Origin of the sequence: Prochlorococcus sp. MIT 1304, from assembly GCF_047305015.1 — a bacterium.
Lineage (GTDB): Bacteria > Cyanobacteriota > Cyanobacteriia > PCC-6307 > Cyanobiaceae > Prochlorococcus_A > Prochlorococcus_A marinus_E.
The window spans coordinates 581,587-607,784 of record NZ_CP138974.1 but is presented as its reverse complement, the minus strand read 5'-3'; the positions used below and the strand labels follow the sequence as shown (position 1 = coordinate 607,784).

General features: G+C 31.1%; 30 protein-coding genes. 12 read left to right on the top strand and 18 right to left on the bottom strand.

All coding sequences use genetic code 11. The features are described from left to right. Nucleotides 1-80: 80 nt before the first annotated feature. Both SIB45_RS03285 and SIB45_RS03280 read left to right on the top strand, forming a co-directional pair. A complete protein-coding gene (locus SIB45_RS03285) occupies nt 81-995 on the top strand; it encodes a YihY/virulence factor BrkB family protein (RefSeq protein ID WP_011862138.1) in 915 nt (304 codons plus the stop codon). A gap of 11 nt (nt 996-1,006) precedes the next feature. Then, nucleotides 1,007-1,348: a DUF2614 family zinc ribbon-containing protein gene (locus tag SIB45_RS03280; RefSeq protein WP_011862137.1), complete on the top strand. Its 342-nt coding sequence runs from the start codon at nt 1,007-1,009 to the stop codon at nt 1,346-1,348. A gap of 4 nt (nt 1,349-1,352) precedes the next feature. Here SIB45_RS03280 and SIB45_RS03275 read toward each other — a convergent pair whose 3' ends face one another. The 3 genes from SIB45_RS03275 to SIB45_RS03265 all read right to left on the bottom strand — a co-directional run bounded on the left by SIB45_RS03275 (nt 1,353) and on the right by SIB45_RS03265 (nt 2,238). After that, nucleotides 1,353-1,499 (bottom strand): high light inducible protein, encoded by a 147-nt coding sequence (locus SIB45_RS03275; protein WP_011862136.1) that lies wholly within the window; start codon nt 1,497-1,499, stop codon nt 1,353-1,355. Nucleotides 1,500-1,568: 69 nt separating this feature from the next. Continuing rightward, nucleotides 1,569-1,952, bottom strand: a complete 384-nt coding sequence (locus SIB45_RS03270) for a hypothetical protein (RefSeq protein WP_011862135.1) — start codon at nt 1,950-1,952, stop codon at nt 1,569-1,571. Nucleotides 1,953-1,974: 22 nt separating this feature from the next. Beyond that, nucleotides 1,975-2,238 carry a DUF2973 domain-containing protein gene (locus SIB45_RS03265; protein WP_011862134.1) on the bottom strand — a complete coding sequence of 88 codons (264 nt, stop codon included), beginning with the start codon at nt 2,236-2,238 and terminating at the stop codon, nt 1,975-1,977. Between the two features lie 173 nt (nt 2,239-2,411). On the opposite strand from SIB45_RS03265, the gene SIB45_RS03260 reads away from it, so the two are divergent. Next, nucleotides 2,412-3,533 carry a trypsin-like peptidase domain-containing protein gene (locus SIB45_RS03260; RefSeq protein WP_011862132.1) on the top strand — a complete coding sequence of 374 codons (1,122 nt, stop codon included), beginning with the start codon at nt 2,412-2,414 and terminating at the stop codon, nt 3,531-3,533. Nucleotides 3,534-3,538: 5 nt separating this feature from the next. On the opposite strand, the gene SIB45_RS03255 is transcribed toward SIB45_RS03260, so the two are convergent. Together SIB45_RS03255 and SIB45_RS03250 are read right to left on the bottom strand one after the other, a co-directional pair. After that, nucleotides 3,539-3,682, bottom strand: a complete 144-nt coding sequence (locus tag SIB45_RS03255; RefSeq protein ID WP_011862131.1) for a hypothetical protein — start codon at nt 3,680-3,682, stop codon at nt 3,539-3,541. Between the two features lie 111 nt (nt 3,683-3,793). After that, nucleotides 3,794-5,419 (bottom strand): ABC-F family ATP-binding cassette domain-containing protein, encoded by a 1,626-nt coding sequence (locus SIB45_RS03250; protein ID WP_011862130.1) that lies wholly within the window; start codon nt 5,417-5,419, stop codon nt 3,794-3,796. 72 nt (nt 5,420-5,491) lie between these two features. On the opposite strand from SIB45_RS03250, the gene SIB45_RS03245 reads away from it, so the two are divergent. Beyond that, the gene (locus SIB45_RS03245) at nt 5,492-5,668 is read left to right on the top strand and encodes a hypothetical protein (RefSeq protein ID WP_011862129.1); all 177 of its coding nucleotides are present in this window, start codon (nt 5,492-5,494) and stop codon (nt 5,666-5,668) included. Here SIB45_RS03245 and SIB45_RS03240 read toward each other — a convergent pair. Continuing rightward, complete coding sequence (locus SIB45_RS03240; protein ID WP_011862128.1) at nt 5,646-5,876, bottom strand: hypothetical protein; 231 nt, start codon at nt 5,874-5,876, stop codon at nt 5,646-5,648. The two genes, SIB45_RS03245 and SIB45_RS03240, sit on opposite strands and share 23 nt — an antisense overlap. A 34-nt stretch (nt 5,877-5,910) precedes the next feature. Beyond that, entirely contained in the window at nt 5,911-6,249 is a 339-nt protein-coding gene (locus SIB45_RS03235; protein ID WP_011862127.1) for a hypothetical protein, read from the bottom strand. Nucleotides 6,250-6,366: 117 nt separating this feature from the next. Between SIB45_RS03235 and SIB45_RS03230 the strand changes: the two genes are divergently transcribed. After that, entirely contained in the window at nt 6,367-6,669 is a 303-nt protein-coding gene (locus SIB45_RS03230) for a ribbon-helix-helix domain-containing protein (protein WP_011862126.1), read from the top strand. A 6-nt stretch (nt 6,670-6,675) separates the two neighbouring features. Here SIB45_RS03230 and SIB45_RS03225 read toward each other — a convergent pair whose 3' ends face one another. Genes SIB45_RS03225 through SIB45_RS03210 form a run of 4 tightly spaced genes read right to left on the bottom strand, consistent with a single transcriptional unit; the run spans nt 6,676 to nt 11,858 of the window. Continuing rightward, the gene (locus tag SIB45_RS03225; protein WP_011862125.1) at nt 6,676-7,380 is read right to left on the bottom strand and encodes a potassium channel family protein; all 705 of its coding nucleotides are present in this window, start codon (nt 7,378-7,380) and stop codon (nt 6,676-6,678) included. An 18-nt stretch (nt 7,381-7,398) separates the two neighbouring features. Beyond that, nucleotides 7,399-8,802 carry a potassium transporter TrkG gene (locus SIB45_RS03220; RefSeq protein ID WP_011862124.1) on the bottom strand — a complete coding sequence of 468 codons (1,404 nt, stop codon included), beginning with the start codon at nt 8,800-8,802 and terminating at the stop codon, nt 7,399-7,401. Between the two features lie 4 nt (nt 8,803-8,806). After that, entirely contained in the window at nt 8,807-10,615 is a 1,809-nt protein-coding gene (locus SIB45_RS03215) for an SLC13 family permease (protein WP_011862123.1), read from the bottom strand. A gap of 49 nt (nt 10,616-10,664) precedes the next feature. Further along, a complete protein-coding gene (locus SIB45_RS03210) occupies nt 10,665-11,858 on the bottom strand; it encodes an NAD(P)/FAD-dependent oxidoreductase (protein ID WP_011862122.1) in 1,194 nt (397 codons plus the stop codon). Between the two features lie 95 nt (nt 11,859-11,953). Between SIB45_RS03210 and SIB45_RS03205 the strand changes: the two genes are divergently transcribed. Beyond that, nucleotides 11,954-12,676, top strand: coding sequence for a phosphoadenylyl-sulfate reductase (locus SIB45_RS03205; RefSeq protein WP_011862121.1), 723 nt, complete (start codon nt 11,954-11,956; stop codon nt 12,674-12,676). A 15-nt stretch (nt 12,677-12,691) separates the two neighbouring features. Further along, entirely contained in the window at nt 12,692-13,387 is a 696-nt protein-coding gene (locus SIB45_RS03200) for a type III pantothenate kinase (RefSeq protein ID WP_011862120.1), read from the top strand. Here SIB45_RS03200 and bcp read toward each other — a convergent pair. Further along, a complete protein-coding gene (gene bcp, locus SIB45_RS03195; protein ID WP_011862119.1) occupies nt 13,379-13,846 on the bottom strand; it encodes a thioredoxin-dependent thiol peroxidase in 468 nt (155 codons plus the stop codon). The genes SIB45_RS03200 and bcp overlap by 9 nt on opposite strands. Here bcp and SIB45_RS03190 point away from each other — a divergent pair. Next, entirely contained in the window at nt 13,846-14,502 is a 657-nt protein-coding gene (locus SIB45_RS03190) for a 4'-phosphopantetheinyl transferase family protein (RefSeq protein WP_041484650.1), read from the top strand. The genes bcp and SIB45_RS03190 overlap by 1 nt on opposite strands. Here SIB45_RS03190 and SIB45_RS03185 read toward each other — a convergent pair. The 5 genes from SIB45_RS03185 to SIB45_RS03165 form a co-directional block, all read right to left on the bottom strand. After that, the gene (locus tag SIB45_RS03185; RefSeq protein ID WP_011862117.1) at nt 14,499-15,788 is read right to left on the bottom strand and encodes an AAA family ATPase; all 1,290 of its coding nucleotides are present in this window, start codon (nt 15,786-15,788) and stop codon (nt 14,499-14,501) included. The two genes, SIB45_RS03190 and SIB45_RS03185, sit on opposite strands and share 4 nt — an antisense overlap. 33 nt (nt 15,789-15,821) lie before the next feature. Then, nucleotides 15,822-17,459, bottom strand: coding sequence for an alpha-D-glucose phosphate-specific phosphoglucomutase (locus SIB45_RS03180; RefSeq protein WP_011862116.1), 1,638 nt, complete (start codon nt 17,457-17,459; stop codon nt 15,822-15,824). A 32-nt stretch (nt 17,460-17,491) separates the two neighbouring features. Continuing rightward, nucleotides 17,492-17,662, bottom strand: a complete 171-nt coding sequence (locus SIB45_RS03175) for a hypothetical protein (RefSeq protein ID WP_011862115.1) — start codon at nt 17,660-17,662, stop codon at nt 17,492-17,494. Nucleotides 17,663-17,674: 12 nt separating this feature from the next. Next, nucleotides 17,675-18,775 carry a DUF4912 domain-containing protein gene (locus tag SIB45_RS03170; protein ID WP_080513426.1) on the bottom strand — a complete coding sequence of 367 codons (1,101 nt, stop codon included), beginning with the start codon at nt 18,773-18,775 and terminating at the stop codon, nt 17,675-17,677. 272 nt (nt 18,776-19,047) lie between these two features. Next, entirely contained in the window at nt 19,048-19,401 is a 354-nt protein-coding gene (locus SIB45_RS03165; RefSeq protein ID WP_011862113.1) for a hypothetical protein, read from the bottom strand. A gap of 96 nt (nt 19,402-19,497) precedes the next feature. Here SIB45_RS03165 and sufB point away from each other — a divergent pair, with 96 nt between their 5' ends. From sufB to SIB45_RS03145, 4 genes are read left to right on the top strand one after another with little or no spacing between them, the layout of a single operon-like run. Next, nucleotides 19,498-20,940 (top strand): Fe-S cluster assembly protein SufB, encoded by a 1,443-nt coding sequence (sufB, locus tag SIB45_RS03160; RefSeq protein ID WP_041484649.1) that lies wholly within the window; start codon nt 19,498-19,500, stop codon nt 20,938-20,940. Between the two features lie 17 nt (nt 20,941-20,957). Next, nucleotides 20,958-21,743 (top strand): Fe-S cluster assembly ATPase SufC, encoded by a 786-nt coding sequence (gene sufC / locus SIB45_RS03155; protein ID WP_011862111.1) that lies wholly within the window; start codon nt 20,958-20,960, stop codon nt 21,741-21,743. Between the two features lie 4 nt (nt 21,744-21,747). Beyond that, nucleotides 21,748-22,965 (top strand): SufD family Fe-S cluster assembly protein, encoded by a 1,218-nt coding sequence (locus SIB45_RS03150; RefSeq protein ID WP_011862110.1) that lies wholly within the window; start codon nt 21,748-21,750, stop codon nt 22,963-22,965. Continuing rightward, complete coding sequence (locus tag SIB45_RS03145; protein ID WP_011862109.1) at nt 22,965-24,218, top strand: aminotransferase class V-fold PLP-dependent enzyme; 1,254 nt, start codon at nt 22,965-22,967, stop codon at nt 24,216-24,218. Before SIB45_RS03150 ends, SIB45_RS03145 begins: the two co-directional genes overlap by 1 nt. On the opposite strand, the gene SIB45_RS03140 is transcribed toward SIB45_RS03145, so the two are convergent. Further along, nucleotides 24,215-26,140 (bottom strand): alpha/beta hydrolase family protein, encoded by a 1,926-nt coding sequence (locus SIB45_RS03140; RefSeq protein ID WP_011862108.1) that lies wholly within the window; start codon nt 26,138-26,140, stop codon nt 24,215-24,217. The two genes, SIB45_RS03145 and SIB45_RS03140, sit on opposite strands and share 4 nt — an antisense overlap. Between the last annotated feature and the right edge of the window lie 58 nt (nt 26,141-26,198).

Genomic DNA, 26,198 nt, shown 5'->3' with positions numbered 1-26,198 from the left:
AATAAAAAATTGCTTGAAAAATTTCTTAATCAGATACAATAAAAATTAAGTAAATAAATAAATATTTGAAGAAAATAAATATGCAGAGAAGTTCAACTTGGATATTGAAAAGTTTATGGGGAGCTTGTGAGCGATGGAGCAAATCTGATTGTGTTGATTTAAGTGCTGCATTTGCATACTACACACTTCAATCATTTTTTCCCATCCTTCTTATTTCTCTTTCAATAGCTTCATGGTTCCTAGGAAAACAAGAAGGATTAGATCAACAAATAATTGCCATTGCTGCCCAGCTTTTACCTCCTTCAGTAGTTGAGTTAGTAGAGACAACATTATTTAAATTAATAGATCAAGGTTTTGGAGCAGGAATTCTTGGAGCTATGTTTTTGCTTTTTACAGCAGGAAATGCATATCTATCTCTTCAAAGAGGTTCGGATAGGCTTTGGGAGGACGAAATTCCTTCTAAAAAAGTTAATGCTGCTTGGAGAGTGCAAGCTTCGAAGTTTCTCCGAAATAGAGTTGAAGCCTTTTTAATAGTATTCTTTATTGGTTTTTTAATGGTACTAGATCAAATTAGTGCAAATCTTAGGATGATCCCAAGTAACGTTTTAGAAAATCTTTCAAAATCTAATAATCTTATTTCTGATTTATTATCAAAGTTGCCGTTATTACAAGTTGGTCAGTTTGCAATACCACTAATTGGGTTTTCTTTAATGGCTCTTTTATTACAAGCACTTTTACCAAGTAGAAAAGTTCCATTGAAACCACTATTACCTGGATCTTTTCTTATTGGAATTGGCCTAACAACATTGAACCTTGCAGTAAGTAAAAGTATTCTCTCACTTGGAGTAAGGTTTCAAGCATACGGTTTTATTGGAGGTTTTCTAGTACTTACTTTATGGGTATGGCTATTAGGAGTGATTTTATATTTTGGACAGTGTTGGAGCGTAGTAATTGCTAGTATGACTTTAGTAAATAAAAAAAGAAATTATAGATAAGTATAATTAAGGTGAATTATTTTCTTAAAGCTAATAAAAATCTTCTTACTTACTCATTAATCATACTTATCGTTATTCCAATTTTTGGATTTAACTTTTTCATTAGCTTTGTTGGAAATATTCTAGTTCTTTTATTTTTAATTCCTCTTTTATTAATAGTTTTAGTGTTTATAGGTTTTAACTCTTACAAATCTAAAATTAATACATGCAGTAATTGTGGAGCTGTATCGTTAGGTTTAAGTGAAACCTGCATGAATTGCGGTGCAGATTTAGAGAATATAAATAACCAAGATCAATTAGATAAAAAGCCTAGTGAAAGTACCATTGATGTGAAAGCAGAAGAAATTAAGTAAAGTACTAACCTATTCCAATTTGTCGAAGAATACTTTGTCCAGTAATTAATTCAGTACCAAGTCCAATCAAAATACCCATCATTGCCATACGGCCATTCCATGTTTCTGCAAAATTTACAAAGCCAAATCTTGGTTGATTGTCTTTATTCATAATTAACTAAATTATCTATCAGATTATTTTAACGTTTTAAGGAAGATTTTATGAAAAAAAATAAATTTTTTATTTAACATGTCTTAGACCATCAACAGGTCGATACTCATCTCCAGTTAATTCCTCATATACAATGGCAGGCAATCCTGTATCAAACATTGTTTGCAATGCCTCTTTTAACATAGGATTCCAACCTCCAGTACTAACCTTTCCATGTCTTACAGTCCAGTCCCAAGTCCCTTGAAGATCTCTAGGTAGTCTACCCTCTCTATCTCTTCGCGCGACTAAGTCTAAAGATTCAACTATACCAACAATAACTGGATTTTTACCGTAAGAAGGAGTAAGACTTAGTTCAAGTCTCACTGGATCTTCTTTAACTATTTTCAAACGAAACCTAGGTGGCAATTTGAGGGATCTTATTACCGCTGAAACAATTTTTGTTCTTAATTCCAATTTTTCCTTAGATGTATTTTGATTAATCAGTTGTTGAACCTTTTTCTTCTAATGTAGAGTCATTATCATTAGAAAACCTAACTGTTAAAAGCTCCTCTTCTGTTATATTACCCGATTTATCTAAAAGTTCTGGATGTATTGTGTACTTTTTTTGTTTAAAACTTGAAGTACCTAAACGTTGATTTTTATTATCAGATATACCCCAGCCATTAGACATTACTTTAAAAGCTTTCCACACTAAATAGGTTAAGGCCGCAGAATATATAATTGGAAATAAAATAGTCATTGAGTTTATAAATTAATTGGATATATGTTTAATATCATAGCCCGAAAAAAAGAAATTTAGCTATTTTAAGTCACTAAATTATTCTCTAGATTCAATTAATTAAATTACTAGTTATATTTAAATTACACTAGTATGGTGGATTTAATCTCTGAAAAAACACAAGAAAATCAAAATTGAAAAGATACATCCATAAGCTATTAGTAATCGTCTCATTAATTCCAATAGGCATTACATATCCTGCAAAAGTAATATCCCAACCATTAAGCAAATCAAACATTAATGAAGTTAGTTTATTTTCAAACAAATCTTTCATAACAAAAGCTGTAGAGAGAACCGGTGCAGCTGTGGTGACAATTGATACTCAAAGATATGTTAAAAAAAGAAAATTTCCAAGAAATTCTCAACTATTTATAGACCCATATTTTGAAAGATTTTTTGGATTAGATTTGCCTAACGAAAACCGACCAAGGATAGAGCAAAACCAAGGCAGTGGATTTATATTTGCAGATGGACTTGTCATGACCAATGCTCATGTAGTGAATGGATCAGATAAGGTAATTGTTGGTTTAACCAACGGCAAAAAATTAAACGCCCAACTGATAGGTCAAGACTCTTTTACTGATTTAGCTGTGTTAAAGATTGAAGGGAAAGGGCCTTGGCCAAAAGCAAAATTGGGCGATTCTGCAAAGATTAAAGTTGGTGATTGGGCTATAGCAGTTGGAAATCCATTCGGACTGGAAAACACAGTTACTCTTGGTATTATTAGTAATCTAAATAGAAACGTAAATCAATTAGGAATATATGATAAAAAACTTGAACTGATACAAACAGACGCTGCTATTAATCCTGGCAATTCTGGAGGTCCACTGTTGAATAGCGATGGTGAAGTAATTGGTATTAATACGTTGATAAGATCAGGTCCAGGAGCGGGTTTGAGTTTTGCAATCCCAATTAATAAAGCTAAGGAAATTGCCTATCAACTTTTACAAAATGGGAAAGTAATACATCCTATGATTGGAATTAGCCTAATAGAAGAAAGTATTTCTGAGAGAAAAAATAAGGTTGTAAAAGTTGGATATGTAGTACCAAACAGTCCAGCTGAAAAAAGTGGAATCAAGATAGATGATATTTTAATTAAAATAGGAAATAAAGATATTGAAACAGCATCAGACGTAATAGAACAAATTAGTAAAAATGGTATCAAAAAACAAGTAAATATATTATTGAAGCGTAAAAATAAATTTATTAAATTAAAAGTAATACCAACTGATATTACTAATCTACAAAATAACTAAAAAATTTAATTGTCATTCCGTTTGAGTATTTCCACACATCTAGAAATACATCTACCATCCCTCATATCGCAGGAAGTTATGCATTCAAAATAACTTTCAATAGGATCAGAAATTTGAAAATGTTTTTCTTGGAAATCGTAATTTTTCATTTAAGTTGTCAAAACCAATTTTTGTATTTTCAACAATAATCAAGGACAGTAAACTATGTAAAGATAAATGAGTGATCTTACTTAGCCAATTGTAAATTTATTTAAAAATAATCAAATTTTTTGGCTTTGAGTTTTTTCTAAAAAATATTCGTAATTACCATCATATGAAAATAACTTTGAATCTTTAATTTCAATAATTCTATTTGCAACCTTTGAAATAAAATACCTATCATGAGAAATGATTAATAGTGAACCTTTATAATTTTTAATTGCTAATTCTAAGTTTTCCTTAGATTGAAGATCCAAATGATTAGTTGGTTCGTCCAAAAGAAGGAAATTACTAGGATTAATAATCATGAGCGCCAATGCTAATCTTGCCTTTTCTCCCCCACTGAGTTGTTTAATATATTTAAAAACAGATTCATTTTGAAAGCCAAAACCCCCTAAAAATGTTCTAACTTTTTTTTGGGACCATTCTGGAGATTTACTACATATTAAATCAATAACCCTTTCGTCAAGGGAAAGTGCTTCAGCTTGATTCTGTTCATAATAGCTAGTAATTATATTATGTTTACCAAGATTAATATCTCCAATTTCAGGAGATATTTTTTTCATAATGATTTTAAGCAATGTAGATTTGCCGCAGCCATTAGGTCCCAATATAGCTATTTTCTCCCCAGAAGAAATCTTTAAATTAATATCTAAAAAAAGAATTTTATCCTCGAAACTATGAGACAAATTTTTGATATTCAGAACTAATTTTCCTGAGCGAGGGCACTCTGGAAAATTAAAAACAGGACTTTTTGATTTTGCTATGGGAGCCTCAATTTTAGAAATCTTTTTTAATTGTTTTTCTCTACTTTTTGCTTGAGAACTTCTAGTTGCACTAGCTCTAAATCTATCTATATACCTCTTCTGTAACTCAATTTCTTTTTGTTGTAATTGATATGCCTTATTTTGTGATTCTTCATTCAAAGATTTCTGTTCGACAAAAAAAGAATAGTTCCCATTATACGTTTCACATGTTCCCCTTTCTACAAAAATTGTTTTTTTACATAATTTATCTAAGAAATATCTATCATGGCTAATAATCATAACTGCAATTTTAAGCGATGATAAATATTCCTCCAACCAAAAAATAGTTTCTAAATCTAAATGATTGGTTGGTTCATCCAGTAAAAGTAAATCAGGTTTCTGTAATATTATTTTTCCAAGTGCAACTTTCATCTGCCAACCACCTGAGAAATTGCCAACTAATTTATCAGCATCCTCCATAGAAAAGCCTAATTTTGGTAATATTTTTTCTACATCAGATTGCATGTTATAACCACCTAAAGCTTCAAATTTTGCCTGATATTTTGCGAGTTGATTTACTAATATTTCAAGTTCATCAGAATTTTTTTTTATATCCAACGATTTCATTTTATGCTCAATTTCTAAAAGTTTAATGGCAACAATTTGTATATCTTTAAAAGAACTTTCTAATTCCTGTCTCACTGAAAAATTCAAATTACAATCAAACTCTTGCTTTAAATGAGCAATTTTAGGATTTCCCTCTTTGATAATCGTTCCACTTGTTTGCTCTTCCTCTCCAATTAAAATCTTAAATTGAGTTGATTTACCTGCACCATTAGAACCAACTAAGCCAACTTTTTCTCCTTTCTTAATCTCCCAACTAATATTTTTTAAAACAACATCTGTAGAATAAATTTTGCTTACACCTTCAAATCTAATCACTGTTTTAAAAATAGAATTTACAAAATCTGTGGCTTATTTACTAAAAAATATTTTGTGGAATAAAATTAAATCATGAAAAGAATAGAACAAATTGTAGTGATTTTCATAGCTGCTGCTCTTGCAATTCCAAGTTATTGGTTTTTTTGGACTTTGGCTGGTGGAGGTGGCTACAACAAAAGAATAAAACCTATTTCTAATCCAAATAATAATTATTCGAAACCTTTTCCTAAAGACCTCCTCGAGCCTTGATTAACCACATTTTAGTTGCCTCATCATCAATTGTACTCAAATATTCAATAACCTCCTCTTTAGTCACAGAAATATTTAACTCATTGCCAATATCACATATTTTATCTAAGGCTTTTTTGGGATTAGTTAAGGCTGTCATAAACAGACTTTGTTTCTTTTTGGAATCGTTGGCTATTAACTTATAGAGCTTTTCAGCATTACTTGTCATGTTTTTAAAATCTATTTATTAATAGATTATTACTTCAAGCTACATTTTGTTCATTAAATTTATTATTAGATAAATCATTATCCACATCTTGTATCTCTTTTGCAGAGGCATCTGCCATACTTCTTGCGTCTAAACATAAAACTTTTCTTAGTTTCGCAAAGTTAGCTGCGTGAGATTTTCTACCATCTTTTTGGGCATAATACTCAGACTGCTGAAGAATATGGTGAAGATGAGTTAACAAATATGGACTAATTACGGCTGATACCAAAACGTCACTATTTTCATTATCGTAAGAATCAGAATTGACTAATCTTTTTTTCGGTTTATCAATTATCGACCTTTTAGGAGAATCAATTTTTCTTGAATTTTTCATGGGACAATAAAACAATTAATTGATACGGACATAAATTTCCTTACTAATAATATACACAAAGATAGTATCCTTGACTAACTGTGTATACTAATAAGTAACAGTTATCAACTTTGACTCATGGCTACCCGCCAAAACTCAACTAATGGGAAGCCTAAATCCCCCAGAATTCAAGTAGTTCTTCCAGAATTAATATGTGAGCAATTAACTATTTTGGCCGATAATGAATCTAGGACAGTAAGTAATATGGCAAAAGTTTTAATACAAGAGGGTATAAAAAAATATTTCGAAAAAGAAAGTAAATCACCTGTTTCAGAAAATAATTTAAATACTGATAAATTTAGAGATGAACTTGAAAAACAAAGCGTCAGAAGATTAAAAAGAGCTCCTCAAAGGATTAGATACTATAAAAAATCTGATTAAAAATTATTAATTTTGAGGCAATTTCTGTAAATCTACAGTTTTACCCATGACTACTAAAATATTTCCTCTTTCCAAAATATATTTTGCTGGAGGATTAACTGTTAACTCTTCAGCAGGTCCTGCAGCAAGAACATTTACTAGATAATTTTTCCTCAAATTTAAATCTCTTAAAGATCTTCCAATAAATTCCTCTGGAACAGTTATTTCATCTATACCAGTTTGATTATCTAGTTCCAATCTTTCGATTAGGTTTGGTCTTACTAGTTCTAAACCTAATCTTTCTCCTTGCATCCTGGATGGGAAAACAACTTTATCTGCACCTACTCTTTTTAACATTTTTTCGTGCAAGTCACTGGTAGCTCTTGCTATTACTCTTTTCACTTTGCTACCTTCACTATCCTTAGCTATAAGAGTTGTAGTTATACTTGCTTCAATAGGTTCACTAATACCCACTACAACAGTATTCATTTCGAGAATTCCCGATTCCTTCATAGACTCTTCATCAGTACAATCTACAACTCTCGCTTCTATGGATGGTTCTAATTGCCTTAAATCATCAATAGCTTTTTCCGAATAATCTGCAGCCAAAACATCAGCACCATTACTAATAAGTTCTCTGCAAACTGCGGTTCCAAATCTTCCAACGCCGACAACTGCAAAAGTGAGTGCTTCATTTTCTCTCTTTTGAGACCACTGCCACCAATCAGCCATAATAAAAATCAGTCAATTCTAAACATATAGATCAGCCCTAGGATAGCCAATTCTCTTTTGTCTATCTATTCTACTCTTATAAAGAGCCTGCCAAAGTGCACTTAAAAGCAAAAGGATCCCAAGTCTGCCAACAAACATACCCACAATAAGAATAAATTGACCAAAATGATTTAATTTTGCGGTTAAACCAATATCAAAACCAACTGTTGCAAATGCAGATATGCAAGTGAACAGAATTTCTAGGAAAGTGAATGATTCTTTTTTAACAAAAGTATTAGTTGTACTAAGCAACATTGCCATTAAAAGAACAAAAAGCAAAGATCCAACTGTGATTCCAACTGCCTTTAGGATCACTTTATCTGAAATTAATCTATTGCTAATAATTACATCTTTCTGACCTCTTAAAGTTGATCTAGTTGCAGCCATTAAGGCAATAAATGTAGTTGTTTTTATGCCTCCACCAGTACCTCCTGTACTTGCTCCAATAAACATAAGCGTCATTAGTAATAAGAGGCCAGTATCTGAGATAGAGTTCAAAGAAATCGGAAAATTTGTAAAGCCTGCAGTTCTAGCACTAACTGTTTCGAAGATAGATGAAATCAACCGTTCAAACAAATTTAAATCATTAAAAAATTGACTATTTAGCAATGATTCAGTGATAAAGAATCCTAATGATCCGAACAATATTAGAGACAAACTTGTCCTAATAACTAGTCTGGAATGAAGGCTTAATTTCTTATAAGAAAGATTTTTTTTATGACTCCAAATATCATCAATAACCCGCCAACCCAATCCACCCATAACAATGAGAAAAACAAAAACAATATTCACCAAATAATTTGTTCTATAATCTTGAAGACTATTTGACATTAACGAAAAACCTGCATTGTTGTATGCAGAAATGCTGTGAAAAATCGAGGACCATAGTCTTTCCCAATTATTTTGAATATCTACAAATCCGAAAGAATATAAGATAATTGCGCCAAAGGATATGATACTAATCGCAGTAATAGCAATGCTTTGAAAAGTTCGACCAATGCCTCCAACTCCAAATTCATCTAAAGTCTTTCCTTTGTCTAATCTAGTTCTTAGCTTTGTGCCCTTAACAACAAACCCTTGTAAAAATGTTGTAATGGCCATTAATCCTAAACCACCTGATAAAAGCATAAAAGCTAAGAAAACTTGACCAAAAAAATTTAAATCAACACCAATATCTATTATGGTTAAGCCTGTAACGGTTATTGCAGAAGTAGATGTAAAAAATGCTTCCCACAAACCAACCTTTGAAGATGAACATAATGGAGAGCTCAAAATTAAAGTTCCAAGGCAAATAATAAACAAGCCCGTAACAATAGTAAATTGAGGTACAGATAGCTTTTTGTAAGCATCTTTTAACTTATAAACCTTACTTGTGAGTTTCACTATATTACCCGTAATTTAAAATTATCAATGCTGGAACAGTAAATGACATTATAAGCGTTAATCCGGCTCCGTATTTTGCGATATCAAAAAATCTATATCTTCCAGGACCATAAACCATTAAATTTGTTTGATAACCCATTGGAGTCAAGAAAGATTGACTTGCACCAAATAAAACAAGCATTATTAAAGCGGTTGGTGAGATTTCTAAAACACTTGAGAATTCAATAGCAACAGGCAAAATCAAAGCAACCGAAGCAGCATTACTTATAAATTGCGTCAGAATAACTGTAGATACAAAAATTACGACTAGTGCAAAATAAAGAGGCATTCCGTTTAGGACAAAGTTTAGATTAACTGCAATTACATCTGCTAATCCAGTTATCTGCATAGCTACACTAAAACACGATAAAGATCCCAGCAATAAAATGACGTCTAACCTAATTGATTTTTTTATCTCTGCAGGTCTTAAACATCCACTAGCAACCATTGCAATCACTGCCAAAAGAACTGAACCTACTAATGGAATATTAGAAATCGAAGGCAAAACCACCATTCCTATTGCAATTGCAATCGATATAGGTTTTTTTATCAAAAAAGGTAAATCATCTTCGAATTGATCTAAAATAAGCAAATCATTACTAGCTTGCAGACCTCTTATTGAATCTAGCGGTGCTTGCAATAATAAAACATCTCCAGCCCTCAAAACAGCTTGACCTAATCTCTCCTGAACAGTTTGTTGACCTCTTCTTAATGCTAAAACTGTTGCATTGTGACGCTGCCTAAATCTTAATTCTCTCAAACTTGCACCGGCTAAAGTTGAACCAGCTGGTAACAAGGCTTCAAAGGTCTTAGTACCTTCATCATCTGAGAAAACATTAGCCCCATCAAAAGATGTTTTATTTTCTCCTAACAGAATAGTATGTTCCTGCTGCAGCCTAAATAAGTCTGCCCTTGTAACGCGGATTATTAATCTATCATCCGGTTCAATCTTTCTATCTGCCAAAGGAGGAAGAATAACTTTTCCATTTCGTTGCAATTCCAGAACATCAACGTCAAATCGTCTTTGCAATCTACTATTTCTGACAGATTGTCCAACTAATTCTGAAGTAGAGGGAATAGTAACTTCGGTAAAATAGATGTTCATATCTCCATTTTTAATAAACTCCTTATCTCTCCCTCTATCTGGCAAAAGCATCTCAGAAAATAGAATCATATAGGTTGTACCTATAAGCCACACAGGAATTCCAATTGAAGTCAAACTAAATAATTCCAAACCTCCATAACCTAATTGTTGGCTAATATCACTTACAAGAAGATTTACTGAGCTACCTAATAATGTCAGAGTTCCACCTAGTAAAGTAGCAAAAGAAAGAGGTAATAAAACTTTTGAAGGAGATATATTTCTTCGCTCGCACCAACTTTCAATTAAAGGTAACAATGATGCTACTACTGGAGTATTAGGTACAATTCCAGATATAGGAGCAATCAAAAAAGCTATTAAAGAAATTAATTTTCTTGGAGTTCGAATACTCTCAGAAGAAATCAATTCTCTTACTCTGTCTAAGGCACCACTTTTAAATAATGCTGAGGAAACTGCAAATAAACCCATAAGGGTAATTAAGGAAGGGCTACCAAATCCAGCTAAAGCTTTTTCAGGAGAAAGAACCCCAGTAGATATAAATATTCCGACACATAACAAACCAGTCAATTCAGGTGCAATAGTATTTCTAATAAACAAAATTATCGACATTATTAAAACAACTACCGTTATAAACGCATCAAAATTATTACTAATTACTGCAATTAAATTCATACAAAACTTATTTAACTCAATATACCCAAAAACAATATTTCAAAAAAGTTTAATTTGAATAATCTTTTTTAAGAAACTTTTTAAAAATAGATTTTTTTTCGAATATCCATGAAGATGCAGATTTTAAGCTTTCTGTAATATCAGGCAATTTTGAAGCATATATAAGCCTTCTTGCCTCAAAAGCCAATTTCCCAGATAAAGTAACCCCTAGTCCAGAAATTGAAGCTTCGCCTATTCCTAAGCTAATCATTTCACCATTGTCTTGAAATTCAAAGGGTAACGAATCTTTTCCTTGAATTAAAAGTTCAAAATTATTAGCAAGATGATTTCCTTCCTGCATAGCGACCTGAGCAGTTATGGGTAAATCCTCCATTCCTTCAATAACTGAAATATCACCAATAGCAAAACAGTTTTTATGGTTTTCTATTTGCAAATTATTATTGACTAAAATTCGTCCAAATTTTTTTGTTATTTGATCCGTTTCTAAGAAAGACAAATTAGGTTTAACTCCTGCTGTCCAAATAACAATATCTTTATCCAAGGAAGTTATTCCAACCTCACTAGAAATACTAATCTTAGTTTCTGAGACTTCTTTAACTGTGGAATTCAAAATAACATTGATTTTTCTTTTTTCTAATGCCTTCTCTGATTGTTCTCTATTAAAAATTTTGTTTTTATTTAGGATTTCATTTGATTTTTCTATTACATTAATTTCAAATTGGTCTGTATATATATCTTTAATTTTGCATGCCAACTCGATGCCAGAGGGACCACCTCCCACTATGAATAACTTTTTATGCGACGCAGTATCTTGTGATTCTTTTAAAAAAGAATTTAATTTATTTAAATCGTGAACATCATTAAAAAAATAACAATTTTCATCTACACCTTTTATAAAAAAACTATTTGGAATAGATCCTGTACAGATAACGAGATACTGATAACTTAATTTTAATTCGTCACTAAATTCAAGAATACTATCTTTGAAGGAAATCTTGGTTAAACAATTTCTTAAAAAAGTTATACCAGCATCAGAAAAAATATTTGCAAATTTTGGGGTGGCTTCCCAACTTCTTATTTCTTTGCTTAAAACTTCATACATTAAAGGTTTAAATATGAAGTTAGGTTCAGAATCAACCACAAGAATCGGTAAAGAGGGATAAAGATTTTTTAAACTCAAAGCAAATGTCATGCCTGCAAAACCTGCTCCAACTATTACTATTGGTTTTTGTATTGATTTCATTAGAGAAATATTGTTATGCGTAAATGTATTATTAAACTATACGAATAATTTTTAAATTGAGCGAAATAAAATTAAACTCATAATCAAACTGAAGAATGATTGAAAAAATCCACAAAAATATTCAAACTAACTTGATGAAATATAATCAAGAGCTTGTAAATATGAAGCCTCAAGAAATTCTTACATGGGGTTATGAAAAGTTTGATGATCAATTTGCTATTACAACAAGTTTTGGTATACAGTCATCAGTCCTTTTACATATGGTCAGCAAATTATCTCTACAAAAAAAAATCAAAATATTTTGGATAGATACAGGTTACCTACCTACAGAAACATACCATTACGCTGAAAATCTTATTGATCGTTTATCCTTAAAAGTTGAAGTTCTGCAAAGTGAATTATCTCCAGCAAGAATGGAGGCCAAATACGGAAAACTTTGGGAAACAAATAAAGTGAGTGATTTAGACAAGTATCATGAATTAAGAAAGATAAAACCTCTAGAAAATGGTCTAGAAAAATATAGTATTTATTGCTGGGCAAGCGGAGTTAGAGCAGGCCAAACAGAAACTAGAAACAAAATGAAATTCATAGACGTAATTCGTCAAAGACTCTCTTTAAGACCTTTATTAAATTGGACAAATAAAGATATTTTTTATTATATGGAAGAGAATAATTTACCTGCCCATCCACTTTTTATCAAAGGTTATTCTTCTGTAGGAGATTGGCATTCAAGCAGTCCCGATGGTATGGAAACAAAGGGCAGAGATACAAGATTTGGAGGGATTAAACAAGAATGTGGAATACACACTAATAATTAAATTGATCATAGAACAATGGTCTCAGATATAAATTTTTTATTAGTAGGCAATAGTAGGCTTCATTGGGCAAAATATTCTAAAAATCAATCTAAATTCTTCCATACCAAAAAAGAGCAAAAAGTTCCCGAAAATATAGATCTTGATCAATTAATTTGGGCTTCTGTAGGAAAACTGCCAATTTTTTTGCTGAAGGAAGAAAATGAAATAAAAACTAAAGATATCCAATTATCAAATCTTCCTGATTATTTCGGAGTTGATCGAGCTCTTGCTTGTCTCGCAGCTCTAAACACTATTGAAAACCCTTTAAAAAAGGATTTGCTAATTGCAGATTTTGGAACAATATTATCTATAACAAAATTAAATTCAAATGGATCGGTTCTCGGTGGTCAACTTATTCCAGGTTTTCTAACACAATTAAAATCTATGGAACAATACACACAAAAACTTAAAGTACCCAAAAAATTTGAAATCCCTTCTAAAGATTATTTGATTAAGACAGAAGAGGCAATTTTAAAAGGAGTAATCAATTCTCTTACTGGTGTAATTAAATGTTCATTTAATCCATTAAAGGATATCTTGATAACTTGTGGAGGAGACTCTGAATTCCTTGCAAAATCTCTAAAGACTCAGAAGGGAAATATTATCAATGCTCCTAATTTAGTGATGGAAGGGATGATAATTCATCACCTGTCCGTAAAAAAATTAGCTTAACCCAAGGTCTGCAATTATATGATCAGCCATTATTGCTGCTTTTACCTTTAAGTAAATTTTTTCGATGTTACCATCGGTATCGATCAAAAAAGTATTTCTCATCATTCCCATATACTCTTTTCCCATAAATTTCTTAAGTCCATAGCTATCGTAATCAGAGGAAACTTTAAAAGGTTCAGGATCAGTTAAAAGAATAAAAGGTAAATTAAATTTTTCGATAAACTTCTGATGAGAGGAGGCATTATCTTTACTAATACCAAGCACAACAATGTTATTTTTTTGGAGTAAGTCCCAATTCTCTTTAAAATTACAGGCCTCTTTAGTACATCCTGGAGTATTATCTTTTGGATAAAAATATAGTATTATTTTTTTACCTTTAAAATCACTAAGAGAAACTTCTTTCTCGAAAGAATCTTTTAATTTAAATTCTGGTGCTTTGTCGCCAACCTGAAGAGCCATTGAAATTATTAAATGAGTATGAATATAAAATACCAAAAATTTGGTTTTATGAGATTAAAGGTGTGCAAGATGTCGCAACGGTAGAAGAAATCAAAACTGCAAACAACCTAACAAGTTCAAGATCAAAGATTTTTTTAGAGACAAGAGCTTATTTAAGACAGTCACTTTCAACACTTTTTGATTTAGATCCCCTAGAAATTCCAATTAATGCTCAACCTGGAGAACCTCCAACTTTACCCTCTGGCATGGGAAATATAAGTTTAAGCCATTGTAAAGATGCCATAACTATAGTCTGGCACAAAAGTAAAATTGGGATTGATATTGAGAGAAAAGATAGAGATTTTAACCATAAAAAATTTGCAGAAAAATATTTTTTTCATACCAATAAATCAAACCATAGTAATTATTTGACAAAAAATATGATATTAAATCAATGGTGTGCTGTTGAAGCGGCTATAAAATGGGATCACGGAAAATTAGCTGAAGACATTAACCATTGGCAATTTTTTGAAAAGCCAAAAGAGTTAATTCATAACAAAAAAAACATACATTTAAATTATTCACAGATTAACTTCCATTATTGGACTATCGCTTTAGCCTACGAAGAAAAAACTTCTTTTAATCCTGAGATTATTTGTTGTTCGAAGAATTTTTAGTTTTCTTTTCTTCTAAGCAGTTCTTCATATTTAGTTTTCTCCCATCCATTATTATTTGGTTCCCATATTTTTAAACCTCTTAAAGATTTAGGAAGATATTCTTGTTCTACCCAATTACCTGGATAATTATGAGGATTGACATAACTATTAGAATTATTTTTTAAATGAAGAGGAACATCAAAAGCATTGGTGCATTTAATTGTTTCAATTGCTTTAAAAATACTTTTCGCACTATTACTTTTTGGAGATATAGATAAAAACAAAGAAGCCTGCGTTAAGAAATATAATCCTTCTGGAAAACCAACTCTATCAAAAGCATCAGAACAGGATTGTACAACTACTATGGCATTAGGATCAGCTATTCCAATATCTTCACTTGCAGATATGAGTAGTCTTCTAAAAATAAAATTAGGATCTTCACCAGCCTCAAGCATATTCGCAAGCCAGAATAAAGTTGCATCTGGATCAGAACCTCTTATGGACTTGATAAAGGCACTTATTACATCGTAATGATTTTGACCATTCTTATCGTAAACAATATTTTTCTTTTGCAATGCATCCTCTGCTATTGAGAGATTAATATGGATTTCTTTAGCATCATTTGCAGCAGTTGTTTCTATGGCCATCTCTAGCGCATTGATTAATGTTCTGGCATCTCCACTAGAAAATTTAATTAAATGACTTATAGCATCTTGAGTTAAATAAACCTTTTTTGAATCTTTTTGTTTTGAATAGTGAGTAATGACTTTTTCTATTATTTTCTGCAAATCATTTTCTGCCAAAGGAAGTAATGTAAAAATACTAGACCTGCTAACAAGCGCTTTATTAACAGCAAAGAAAGGGTTTTCAGTTGTAGCACCAATAAAAGTTATAGTTCCATTTTCTATTGAAGGTAATAAAGCATCTTGCTGAACAGCTGTAAATCTATGAACCTCATCGATAAATAAAATTGTTTTTCTTTTTGAATTGATTAATCTATCTTTTGCATTGGCAATTTCACTTCTTAATTCTTTAACACTCGATAATACTGCATTTAACTTAATTAATTTTGACCGCGTATTAAAAGAAATAATTTCAATTAGAGTAGTTTTTCCAACACCAGGAGGGCCAGAAAAAATAAAATTACTAATCTTATCGTTTAGTATTGCACTTCTTAAAAGCGAATTCTCATTTAGGATTGGTTGTTGACCAAAAAAATCTTCCAAATTCTTTGGTCTTAATTTATCTGCCAAAGGTGCATTGTTTTCTATTTGAGAATAATTAGTAAATAAATTTTCTGAATGCATATAAATAAAATCAAAAAATCATTACTTTCAATTCTATGTAATTACTGTAGGAGTTTCCATTTGAGTAAGTTTTGAAATGTTCAATAAAGCATCTAAATCATTTATTAGAGGTTTCAAAGCGATCTGAGGATTTAACGAAAGATTCTGTTGTGGATCGAAAAATTTCTCAAAGTACAGTCTTAATGTTGCACCTTTAGTTCCAGTTCCAGAAAGGCGAACAATTACTCGAGAATTATCATCAAGAACCAGTCTTAGACCTTGATTTTCACTTATGGAATTATCAACGGGATCTATATAGGAAAAGTTATCTGCAACTTTAACTAAATGGCCAGCAAAACTATTTCCTTTTAAATTTTCGAGCATAGAAGTCAAATTACCAAAGATTTGATGAGCAATATTTGAGGGAATTGCCTCATAATCATGTCTTGAATAATAATTCCTACCAAATTGCGTCCAATGATTATGCATCAAATCACTTACCGAACATTTTTTCTCAGCTAAAACTTGTAACCAATACAAAACTGCCCATAGTCCATCTTTCTCTCTCACATGATTACTACCTGTTCCGAAACTTTCTTCTCCACATAAAGTAATTAAATTAGAATCTAATAGATTTCCAAAAAACTTCCAGCCAGTAGGTGTCTCGAAACAAGGTATGTTTAATGCTCGAGCCACATTATCAACCGCTGAGCTGGTTGGCATGGATCGTGCCACACCTGTAATACCATCTTTATAACCAGGGACACATTTTGTGTTAGCAGTAATGACTGCAAGGCTATCACTAGGATTTACAAAACATCCGCTTCCTAAAATCATATTCCTGTCTCCGTCTCCATCGCATGCAGCACCAAAACTATAAGATTTTTTATTTAATAACAAATCAGCCAAGTGGGATGCGTAAGTAAGATTAGGATCAGGATGTAAACCTCCAAAATCTTTTAACGGGTTACCATTCATGACACAATCAGGCGCAAGACCCATTTTTTCAACAAAAATATTTTTTGCATATGGTCCTGTAACTGCATTCATTGCATCAAAGATTAAAGAGTAGTCTTTTTTTAAAAAATCACTAATTTGATCAAAATCAAAAATTTTCTCCATCAAATTAGAATAATCTGTTAATCCATCAATAATTTCTAAGGTAGTTTCGTCGTAAAGATAAGTCCCATATTGACAAAAATCGGGTAATTGAATTTTACAAATTTTATAACTAGTTAATAATTGTGAAGCTTTGAAAATCTTATTAGTAATTATCTCAGGAGCTGGGCCACCATTAGAGATATTCAATTTTACTCCGAAATCGCCATCAATCCCACCAGGATTATGGCTTGCAGAAAGAATAATTCCACCAATAGCGTTTTCTTTTCTAATTAAATGTGATGTCGCAGGAGTGGATAATAAACCGAATTTTGGAACAATAACCTTTTGAACTTTATGAGCAATACATATTTGGACAATTTTTTCTATTGCTTCAATATTGCCATATCTGCCATCACCACCAACTACTAATGTTGAATCTTTTAAATCTTCTAATGATTGTAAGATTGCTTCAATAAAAACTTCTAGATAATGTTCTTCCTGAAACTTTAAAGTACTTTTTCTTAATCCAGAGGTACCTGGTTTTTGATCTAGAAAAGGAGAATTAATATTAATTACACTAACTTGATTCATATTTTTAAGAAACTTCCAAAAATCTAACTAAATTAATGAGGCATTTCGGAAGTTCTTAACATAGCGATAAACCATAATGAAGAAATTAATAATGCACTAAGAATTCCATAGTTAACACCAAATTTAGAAATTGTAATTGGAACTATTATTGGAAACGTTAATGCACCAAACAATGGAGTAAAAGCTACAATTTTTTTCAACATTAATTTAATTTATTAAAACCATTCAGTCTCAGCATTATCTTTTTCATTAGTATCGTCAAGTGGTGTAGTTCTATCAAATTTCATTGATATACTTTTTTCTTGTTCACCAGATACATCAACAGCTTTAATATCATATTTTTGAGTGCCGTCTCTAAATGGAACTTGAATTCTAAAAGTACCGTCTGCAGCAAGAGGTACATCTTCTCCACCTATTGTCAGTTTTGCAGAAGGCTCTGTAGCTCCATAAACAATTAATTCAGCATCAGCAACGAGCCAAAAAGATCTATTTTTAACAATTCCGCTTCCTGAATCATTTAAACCTGATGACCATTTACCAGCACCTGAATCTGTAAGATTATCATTGAGGTTTGTTGAATTTACATTTTCCATAAATTCTTCAGAGCCAACTTTTCTTCTGAGAGGAATGTTTGTTGCTGCTTGATATAACCTCTCATGCATACCATTTTGTTCTGAAACAATAGGATTAGAAATATCTGGGATTGACTCAGAAGTAGAATCTAAATTAAAAGGTACAAATTTATCAAGAATTTGCTCAGAAGGATGAGACCCAGGAACATGGCTTATCGAAGAAAATGCCAATGACATCCAGTTAAAACCATATTTGTAACCCAATTCAACTTTATAATCTCTATCTGCAAGGGGGATTGGCAAATACCACTCGGTACTATAACTATCAACTGCTATCTCCCTTAGTGTTCCTTGATTCAAATTGTTTCCTCCAGAACCAGATGCATCAAATAATCGTAAACATAATTTATTAGCTCCTAAAGATTGGGCTTTTTCTCTATCTGAATCTGAAATTTGCCAAAAAACATAAGCCCAATCTGGGTCTCGGGGTAAGAAAACTACATTTGTTTTAACTTCTTCGCTAATGTTAGAGGCATTGGACTCATAAGTTTCTTCAGATATTGAATCAAGAGGTGATGTGTATGTTTTATTTGTAGATTTTTTTTGATATTTAAGGATTAGATCAACTAAAACAGCTTTTGTTTTGCGACTGTACAGCGGAACCGATAATTTACTTGCTTCTTGACGTAATTGTCTGAGGGTTAGTGATAGTAATTGATCTTTATTCATGATCCCATCAGTCACTTTAAATTCTCCATTTTTGTTTGGGATCAGTATGTTCTTTTTTTTTAGGAATTGTGTGTCTTTTTGGCCTGTCGTCAGGATCCTCTGACTACTAAAAAATTCTCAAAATTGATATTTATCTTCAAAACACTTGGTATCAATGAAATTAATTAATTTTCAGATCTTTTTGAAATGTAAATTAATTTTCTTTTTTTTTAAATTTTATTACCTAAATTTGTTAACGACTCAACAAAAATATATTTTTTCTTCGGGATCAGTTAATAAAAGGGAATTCAGCGTTGCTCAACTAGAAGTACCAAATCATCTATCTCTAAATCCTCAATACTTTTACCTATTTTTTTTGAAAAAGTATTTAATTTTTTCGAAGTTGATTCAAGCTGCTCATAAAAAAGATCACTAAATTTTTTATCATCAAATTTTTTGGACTGGTTATCACACCATTCTCTCAGGGGATTTTTATTTTGATATTCCAAACTATTATCTAAATTGATACTTTTTAAAATCTGAAGGCAATGAGCAAGAATTCTTAAATGATGTTTTTGCATTGTAGGTAGATCAAGATTATCAATTTCTTGAATAGTTTCTATGTTTAATGGGTTAGACAAGGGATCAAGATGATTAGACATTAATTTTTAGTTTTAATAAAGGGAAAAAACTCAATATTGGGGATATCTTTCGTTAAAGTATATAAAGCTAATTGTAATAAGTTATTTTTGGATAACATGGTCAACGAAAATTTAGTTAAAGATGTAGTAAACGAAACTTACAAATATGGGTTCGTTACTGATATTGAAACTGAAAAAATAGAAAAAGGTTTAAATGAAGATATTATAAAATTAATTTCACAGAAAAAAGAAGAGCCAAGATTTCTTCTCGATTTTAGATTAAAAGCCTTTAAAAAATGGCAAAAAATGAAAGAGCCTGATTGGGCAGCATTAGGATATGAAAAAATTGATTATCAAGATATTATTTATTACTCTGCTCCTAAGCAAAAAGAAAAAATTTCTAGCTTAGATGAAGTTGATCCCAAACTTCTTGAGACTTTTGACAAATTAGGAATACCCCTCACGGAGCAAAAAAAACTCACAAATGTAGCAGTAGATGCTGTCTTTGATAGTGTTTCCATAGCAACAACTTTTAGAGAAGAACTTGCTGAGCATGGAGTTATATTTTGCTCAATTAGTGAAGCAGTAAAAAATCACGCGGATTTGATTGAAAAATATTTAGGTACAGTTGTTCCAGCTAGTGATAATTATTTTGCAGCACTAAATTCTGCAGTTTTTAGTGATGGTTCTTTTGTTTATATCCCAAAAGGTGTTACCTGCCCTATGGATCTATCTTCCTACTTCAGAATTAATAGTGGAGATTCGGGACAATTCGAAAGAACACTAATCATTGCTGAAGAATCAAGTTCTGTAAGTTATCTAGAAGGTTGTACGGCTCCGATGTTTGATACAAATACCCTGCATGCAGCAGTTGTAGAGCTTATAGCATTAGACGATGCCTCAATAAAATATTCAACAGTGCAAAATTGGTATGCTGGTGATGAAGAAGGTATTGGCGGAATTTTTAACTTTGTCACCAAGAGAGGAAAATGTTTAGGTAAGAGAAGTAAAATTAGCTGGTCTCAAGTTGAAACAGGGTCTGCAATTACATGGAAATATCCTAGCTGTCTTCTTTTAGGAGAAGAATCTGTAGGGGAATTTTATTCAGTTGCTCTCACCAATAATCTTCAGCAAGCAGATACCGGTACAAAAATGATCCATATTGGTCCTAAGACCAAATCAACTATTGTTAGCAAAGGTATTAGTGCAGGTAACTCAAAAAATAGCTATAGAGGTCTTGTCAAAATGGGAACAAAAGCTACAGGATCAAGAAATTACAGTCAATGTGATTCAATGTTAATAGGGGATCAAGCTTCTGCAAATACATTCCCTTACATCAAATCTCAACAACCCAATTCTGAAATTGAGCATGAAGCAAGTACATGCAGAATTTCAGAAGAGCAACTTTTTTATCTCCAAAGCAGAGGTATAGAATTTGAGGAGGCAGTATCTATGATGGTCAGCGGTTTTTGCAGAGATGTATTTAATCAATTACCTATGGAATTTGCTGCTGAAGCAGATAAGTTACTGGCACTTAAACTTGAGGGATCAGTAGGTTAATTAATTTCTAAACTGAAATGCAAAGTAAAATGAATGAATCAGATCCAATTTTAGAAGTTAAAAATCTCTCTGCATCTACTGATAATCTTCCAATTTTAAAAGGGGTTTCACTTACTGTCTATCCTGGAGAAATCCATGCCATTATGGGGAGAAATGGATGTGGTAAAAGTACTCTTTCAAAAATCATTGCAGGACACCCCTCATATAATATTACGAATGGCGACATAAAATTTTTAGGCGAAAACATCAACTCTCTAGAACCTGAAGCGAGATCTCAATCAGGAATTTTTCTTGGTTTTCAATATCCAATTGAGATTCCAGGTGTTAGTAATCTTGAATTTCTTAGAGTTTCAACTAATGCTAGAAGGAAATTCCTCAACAAAGAAGAATTGGATACTTTTGATTTTGAAGAATTAGTTAAAGAAAAGTTAGAAATTGTGAAAATGGATCAGGCATTCCTTTCAAGGAGTGTAAATCAAGGCTTTTCCGGAGGTGAAAAAAAAAGAAATGAGATTCTACAAATGGCTTTACTTGAGCCCAAGATAGCAATATTAGATGAGACCGATTCTGGTCTAGATATCGATGCTCTAAGAATAGTGGCATCAGGAATTAAAAAAATATCTAATGCACAAACTGGAATTATACTCATTACCCACTATCAAAGATTATTAGATGAGATTAAACCAAATTATGTCCATGTTATGTCAGACGGACAAATCATAAAAACTGGTGAGAGCGATCTTGCTCTAGAGCTTGAGAAGAAAGGGTATGAATGGACTGATAACTTTATAAAAGAGACCTAAATAAATGGAAATTATTGAAAAAATAAAAACCAAAAAATCGATTGATAATCAAACAGAAATACAAAAAATCTGTCTAGATAAATTACAATCGAGTCCCCTCCCCAATCCTAGAAGTGAACAATGGAGACTTTCAAATAAATCAAAATTATCAAACTTTTTACATTACTCAGTTAATGAAAACAATTCAAAATTTGATATACCATATCCGAAAAATTCTCAAAGTACTATTAGGTTAATAATTGGTGAGAATTACCAAATTAAACTAATAGAGAAAAATTATTCAATACAACAATTAAGTGAGGATGAATTACAAAAATATATCAAGGAACAGATATCTTTTTTTAATCAAAACGAAAATTGGAGTGACCTACTAAATCTATCTTTAAGTTGTAAAAATAATATTTTGGGATTAAAAATAAATGGATCAAAAATTCCTCCTATTGAAGTCTTTAGTCATGCATCAAGTAATTCTTTAAACGCAAAAACCCTAATAATATTTTTAGAAAAGAATTGTAATGTTGAATTATTACAAGTAAATCTTGGTGAAGACAACTCTTCATTATCTCAATCGACTTTCTTTTCTTTAGAAGAAAATAGTTCCCTAAACCATGGTGTTGTTTCTTACGGTGTAAACGAATCAAATCTATTAAATTCTCTCAATGTAATTCAACAAAAAAATAGCGAATACAATTTAGGATCTCTACATTCTAAATTTAATTATGCAAGATTTGAAATTCGTATTAAACAATCTGAAGGAAACGCTAAAACCAATATCAAAGGTATGCAAATAACAAAGAAAGATGAGCAAATTTCTACTTATACAAAAATAGACTTTGATGGGCCAAATGGATTTCTGGATCAAATAAATAAATCACTCGCTGACGATAAATCACATGCAATATTTGAAGGTTCAATAATAGTTCCGAAAATTGCCCAGAAAACTGATGCTTCTCAATTAAGCAGAAATTTACTTTTATCAAATCTCGCACAAATAGATACCAAACCTCAATTAGAAATAATTGCTGATGATGTCAAATGCAAACATGGGGCTACAATTTCACAACTAAATGAAGAAGAACTTTTTTATATGCGAACAAGAGGAATCACATTAACAGAAGCAAGTAAACTACAATTAACTTCTTACTTTCAAGAAATAATTTCATTTATTCCCGTTTCAAAAGATAGATGGGATTTGCTTGATAAACTTTTAAATGAAAATTAATGGATACAATTCAAAATTTTCCTGAAATAACAAAGAAGGACTTTCCCCTTTTAAATAAGAACTTAAAAAGTAGTGAGCAAATTATTTATTTAGACCATGCTGCAACTACTCAAAAACCAATTCAAGTTTTAGAAAAAATTAATGAATACTATAGAAACTTTAATGCCAATGTACATAGAGGTGCACATCAATTAAGTGCTAAAGCGACAGAAGAATTTGAAAATTCAAGATATTTAATTAGCAAATTTATAAAAGCGAATTCTACAAAAGAAATTATTTTCACAAGAAATGCTACTGAGGCAATCAATCTAGCTGCTAGATCATGGGGCGAATCTTCATTAAAAGAAAACGATGAAATTCTCTTATCAATAATGGAACATCATAGCAATATTGTTCCATGGCAAATGGTTGCAGCAAAAAATAATTGCAAATTAAAATTTATAGGTATAGATAAAAATGGGAAATTAGATTTAGACGATTTTAAATCAAAACTAACATCTAGAACTAAGCTTGTTAGCCTTGTACATATTAGTAATACTCTAGGTTGCTGTAATCCCATCAAAGAGATCACTAAATTAGCTAAACAAAAAGGTTCTTTAGTTTTAATAGATGCATGTCAAAGTTTGGCCCATCAAAAACTAGATGTTAATGATCTTAATATAGATTTTTTAGCGGGATCAGGACATAAACTTTGCGGTCCTACAGGTATTGGCTTCCTCTGGTCAAGAAAAGAAATCCTAGAAAAAATTCCTCCTCTCTTTGGAGGTGGCGAAATGATACAAGATGTGTTTGAAGAGACAAGTACTTGGGCAGATTTACCACATAAATTTGAAGCTGGAACTCCAGCCATTGCAGAAGCAATAGGTCTTGCAGAAGCAATTAACTATATAAACACTATTGGATTGAGTGAAATTCATGAATATGAAAAGAATATTACTAAATATTTATTTGAAAAATTAAGTGCAATAGAAAATGTTGAAATCATAGGTCCATCACCCGAAATAGATCCAGAAAGAGCATCACTTGCCACTTTTTATGTAAAAAATATACATTCAAACGATATTGCCGAAATTCTTGATTCAAAAGGAATTTGCATCAGAAGCGGTCACCATTGCTGTCAACCTCTTCATAGATACATTGGAATTAAATCGACAGCTAGAATCAGCATGAATTTTACAACAAATAAGGAAGAAATTGATATGTTTATAGAAAAATTAAAAGATACTATTGATTTTCTAAAAATCAATTCTTAAATATTCAAAGCATTTCTTAAAAATTCCTGAGATTTTTGCATTACTACTTCTTTATTTTCAATATTTCTAAACCCATGCCCTTCATTATCAAAAAAAATAACTTCTGAATATTTATTATTCTGAATCAAAATTTCTTGAATTTTTAAAGTTTGTTTATAAGAAATAACTATATCTTTTTTTCCATGAAACAATAAGATAGGTTTTTTTATTTTGTTAATATGATTTATCGGTGATCTATTTAAATAGTCATTATGATTTTTTTCAAAATTTCCTACCAAAGAATTTAAATAATCTTTTTCAAACCTATGAGTGTTGTAATGCATATCCTTCAAATCAATAACAGGATATTTACAAATTGCTGCTTTAAAAATAGACCCATATAATAAACAATTCAGGGCAGTTAACCCACCGGCACTATTCCCAAAAATTACCACTTTTTCACTATCTACTTGATTTGATTTAATCAATTCAAGAGCTAGTGCTTTGCAATCATAAGAATCAACAATACCCCATTTATAGTTCAACCTCTCTCTATATGCTTTGCCAAATCCTGATGATCCTCCATAATTGACTTCAGCAACAAAAAAACCCTTCGACGTCCAATATTGAACTTCAGAATTATATGATCCATCAAAAAATGAAGTTGGTCCACTATGAGCTCTAACAAAAAGCGGTGGTTTTCTAAATTTTTCAACAAGCGGCCGATATAAAAAAGAATGAGTAGATTTATCTTCAAAACCTTTAAACCAAAAAGATTCGGGTTTTGAACAATCTTTTATATATTCAGAATTTATTTCCTCAAAAACATTTGATAAAACTTCCTTTTTACAATCAATTTCAAGTAAATTTCCAAGAAAATCAGATCCATAACCTTTCAAAACTACTTTCTTTTCAAAAACACTAAAATCACTTATTGAAGTAAAAGGAGTAGAAAATTCTTTAACGAATTGAAGATCTTTATATTGTTCAACTACTAAATTATTTTCTTTTTTTGCTAAACAAAATAAATCTTCTATATCCCCTGAAAAAAATGTTATTCCTGAGACCCACTGAGGTACTCCATATTCAACAAAATTTCTCTCTACTCTTTTTTTAATAAAAATATTCTCAATTTTACTAGCATCTAAAAACAATAAGTTCCACCATCCAGAACTATCTTCAGAACATACTAAAAGAGTTTCACTTATCCAATAAGGTTGAAAAAAAGAAACTTTTTTTTTAGCATTAATCAGCTTATCTGAGAATTTTTTTATTTTTGTTATCTCTCCATCTAAGCCAATTTGAGCAAAACAAAGATCATTTTTCTCCCAGGGCATGTATGGAGAATCCCACTCGACCCAAGAAAGTAAGTTAATAGAAGTATTGGAAGATAATTCTCCAGCGAAATTTTTAAATTTTTTAATTCGGTAAATATCTTGTTTAGTTTTTTTTAAGTTTAAAGAAAATAAGTAATCTCTATTATTAATTTCGCAAATACCATACAAAAAATTTTTTTGAGAAATAACAAATGAAGAATCGAAATTTCCATCAATTGATTTAGATAGTTGTCTAGGTTCTTGAACTGAATCGAGATATCTTTTTTGACTTTTATAATTTGATGCTACCTCTTTAAAAATTTGAAACCATACTGCGTTGGTAATCTGATCTATCCATATCAAATAAAAATTATTTTTTAAATATATACATTTATAAGATTTACCACCATATCCATGAAAGTTATTTTTAATATTATATTTTTTACTTGTTAATTTCTGAGGAAACGCCCTTTTTTCATTAAATGGTCTTGCAAAAATCGCATTTTCATTTTGACCTTCGCCAACAAGATCAATCCAAAAAATGATATCCCTAACAATAGTTAATTCCTTAAAAGATTTTTTTTTAGATACACTTTGCCTAACTTTTAATTGATCATCATTACTCATTTAAAAAAACTATAAAGAATGCAAATTAAAGTGCTAGTATTTTTATAGCTAAACTCTT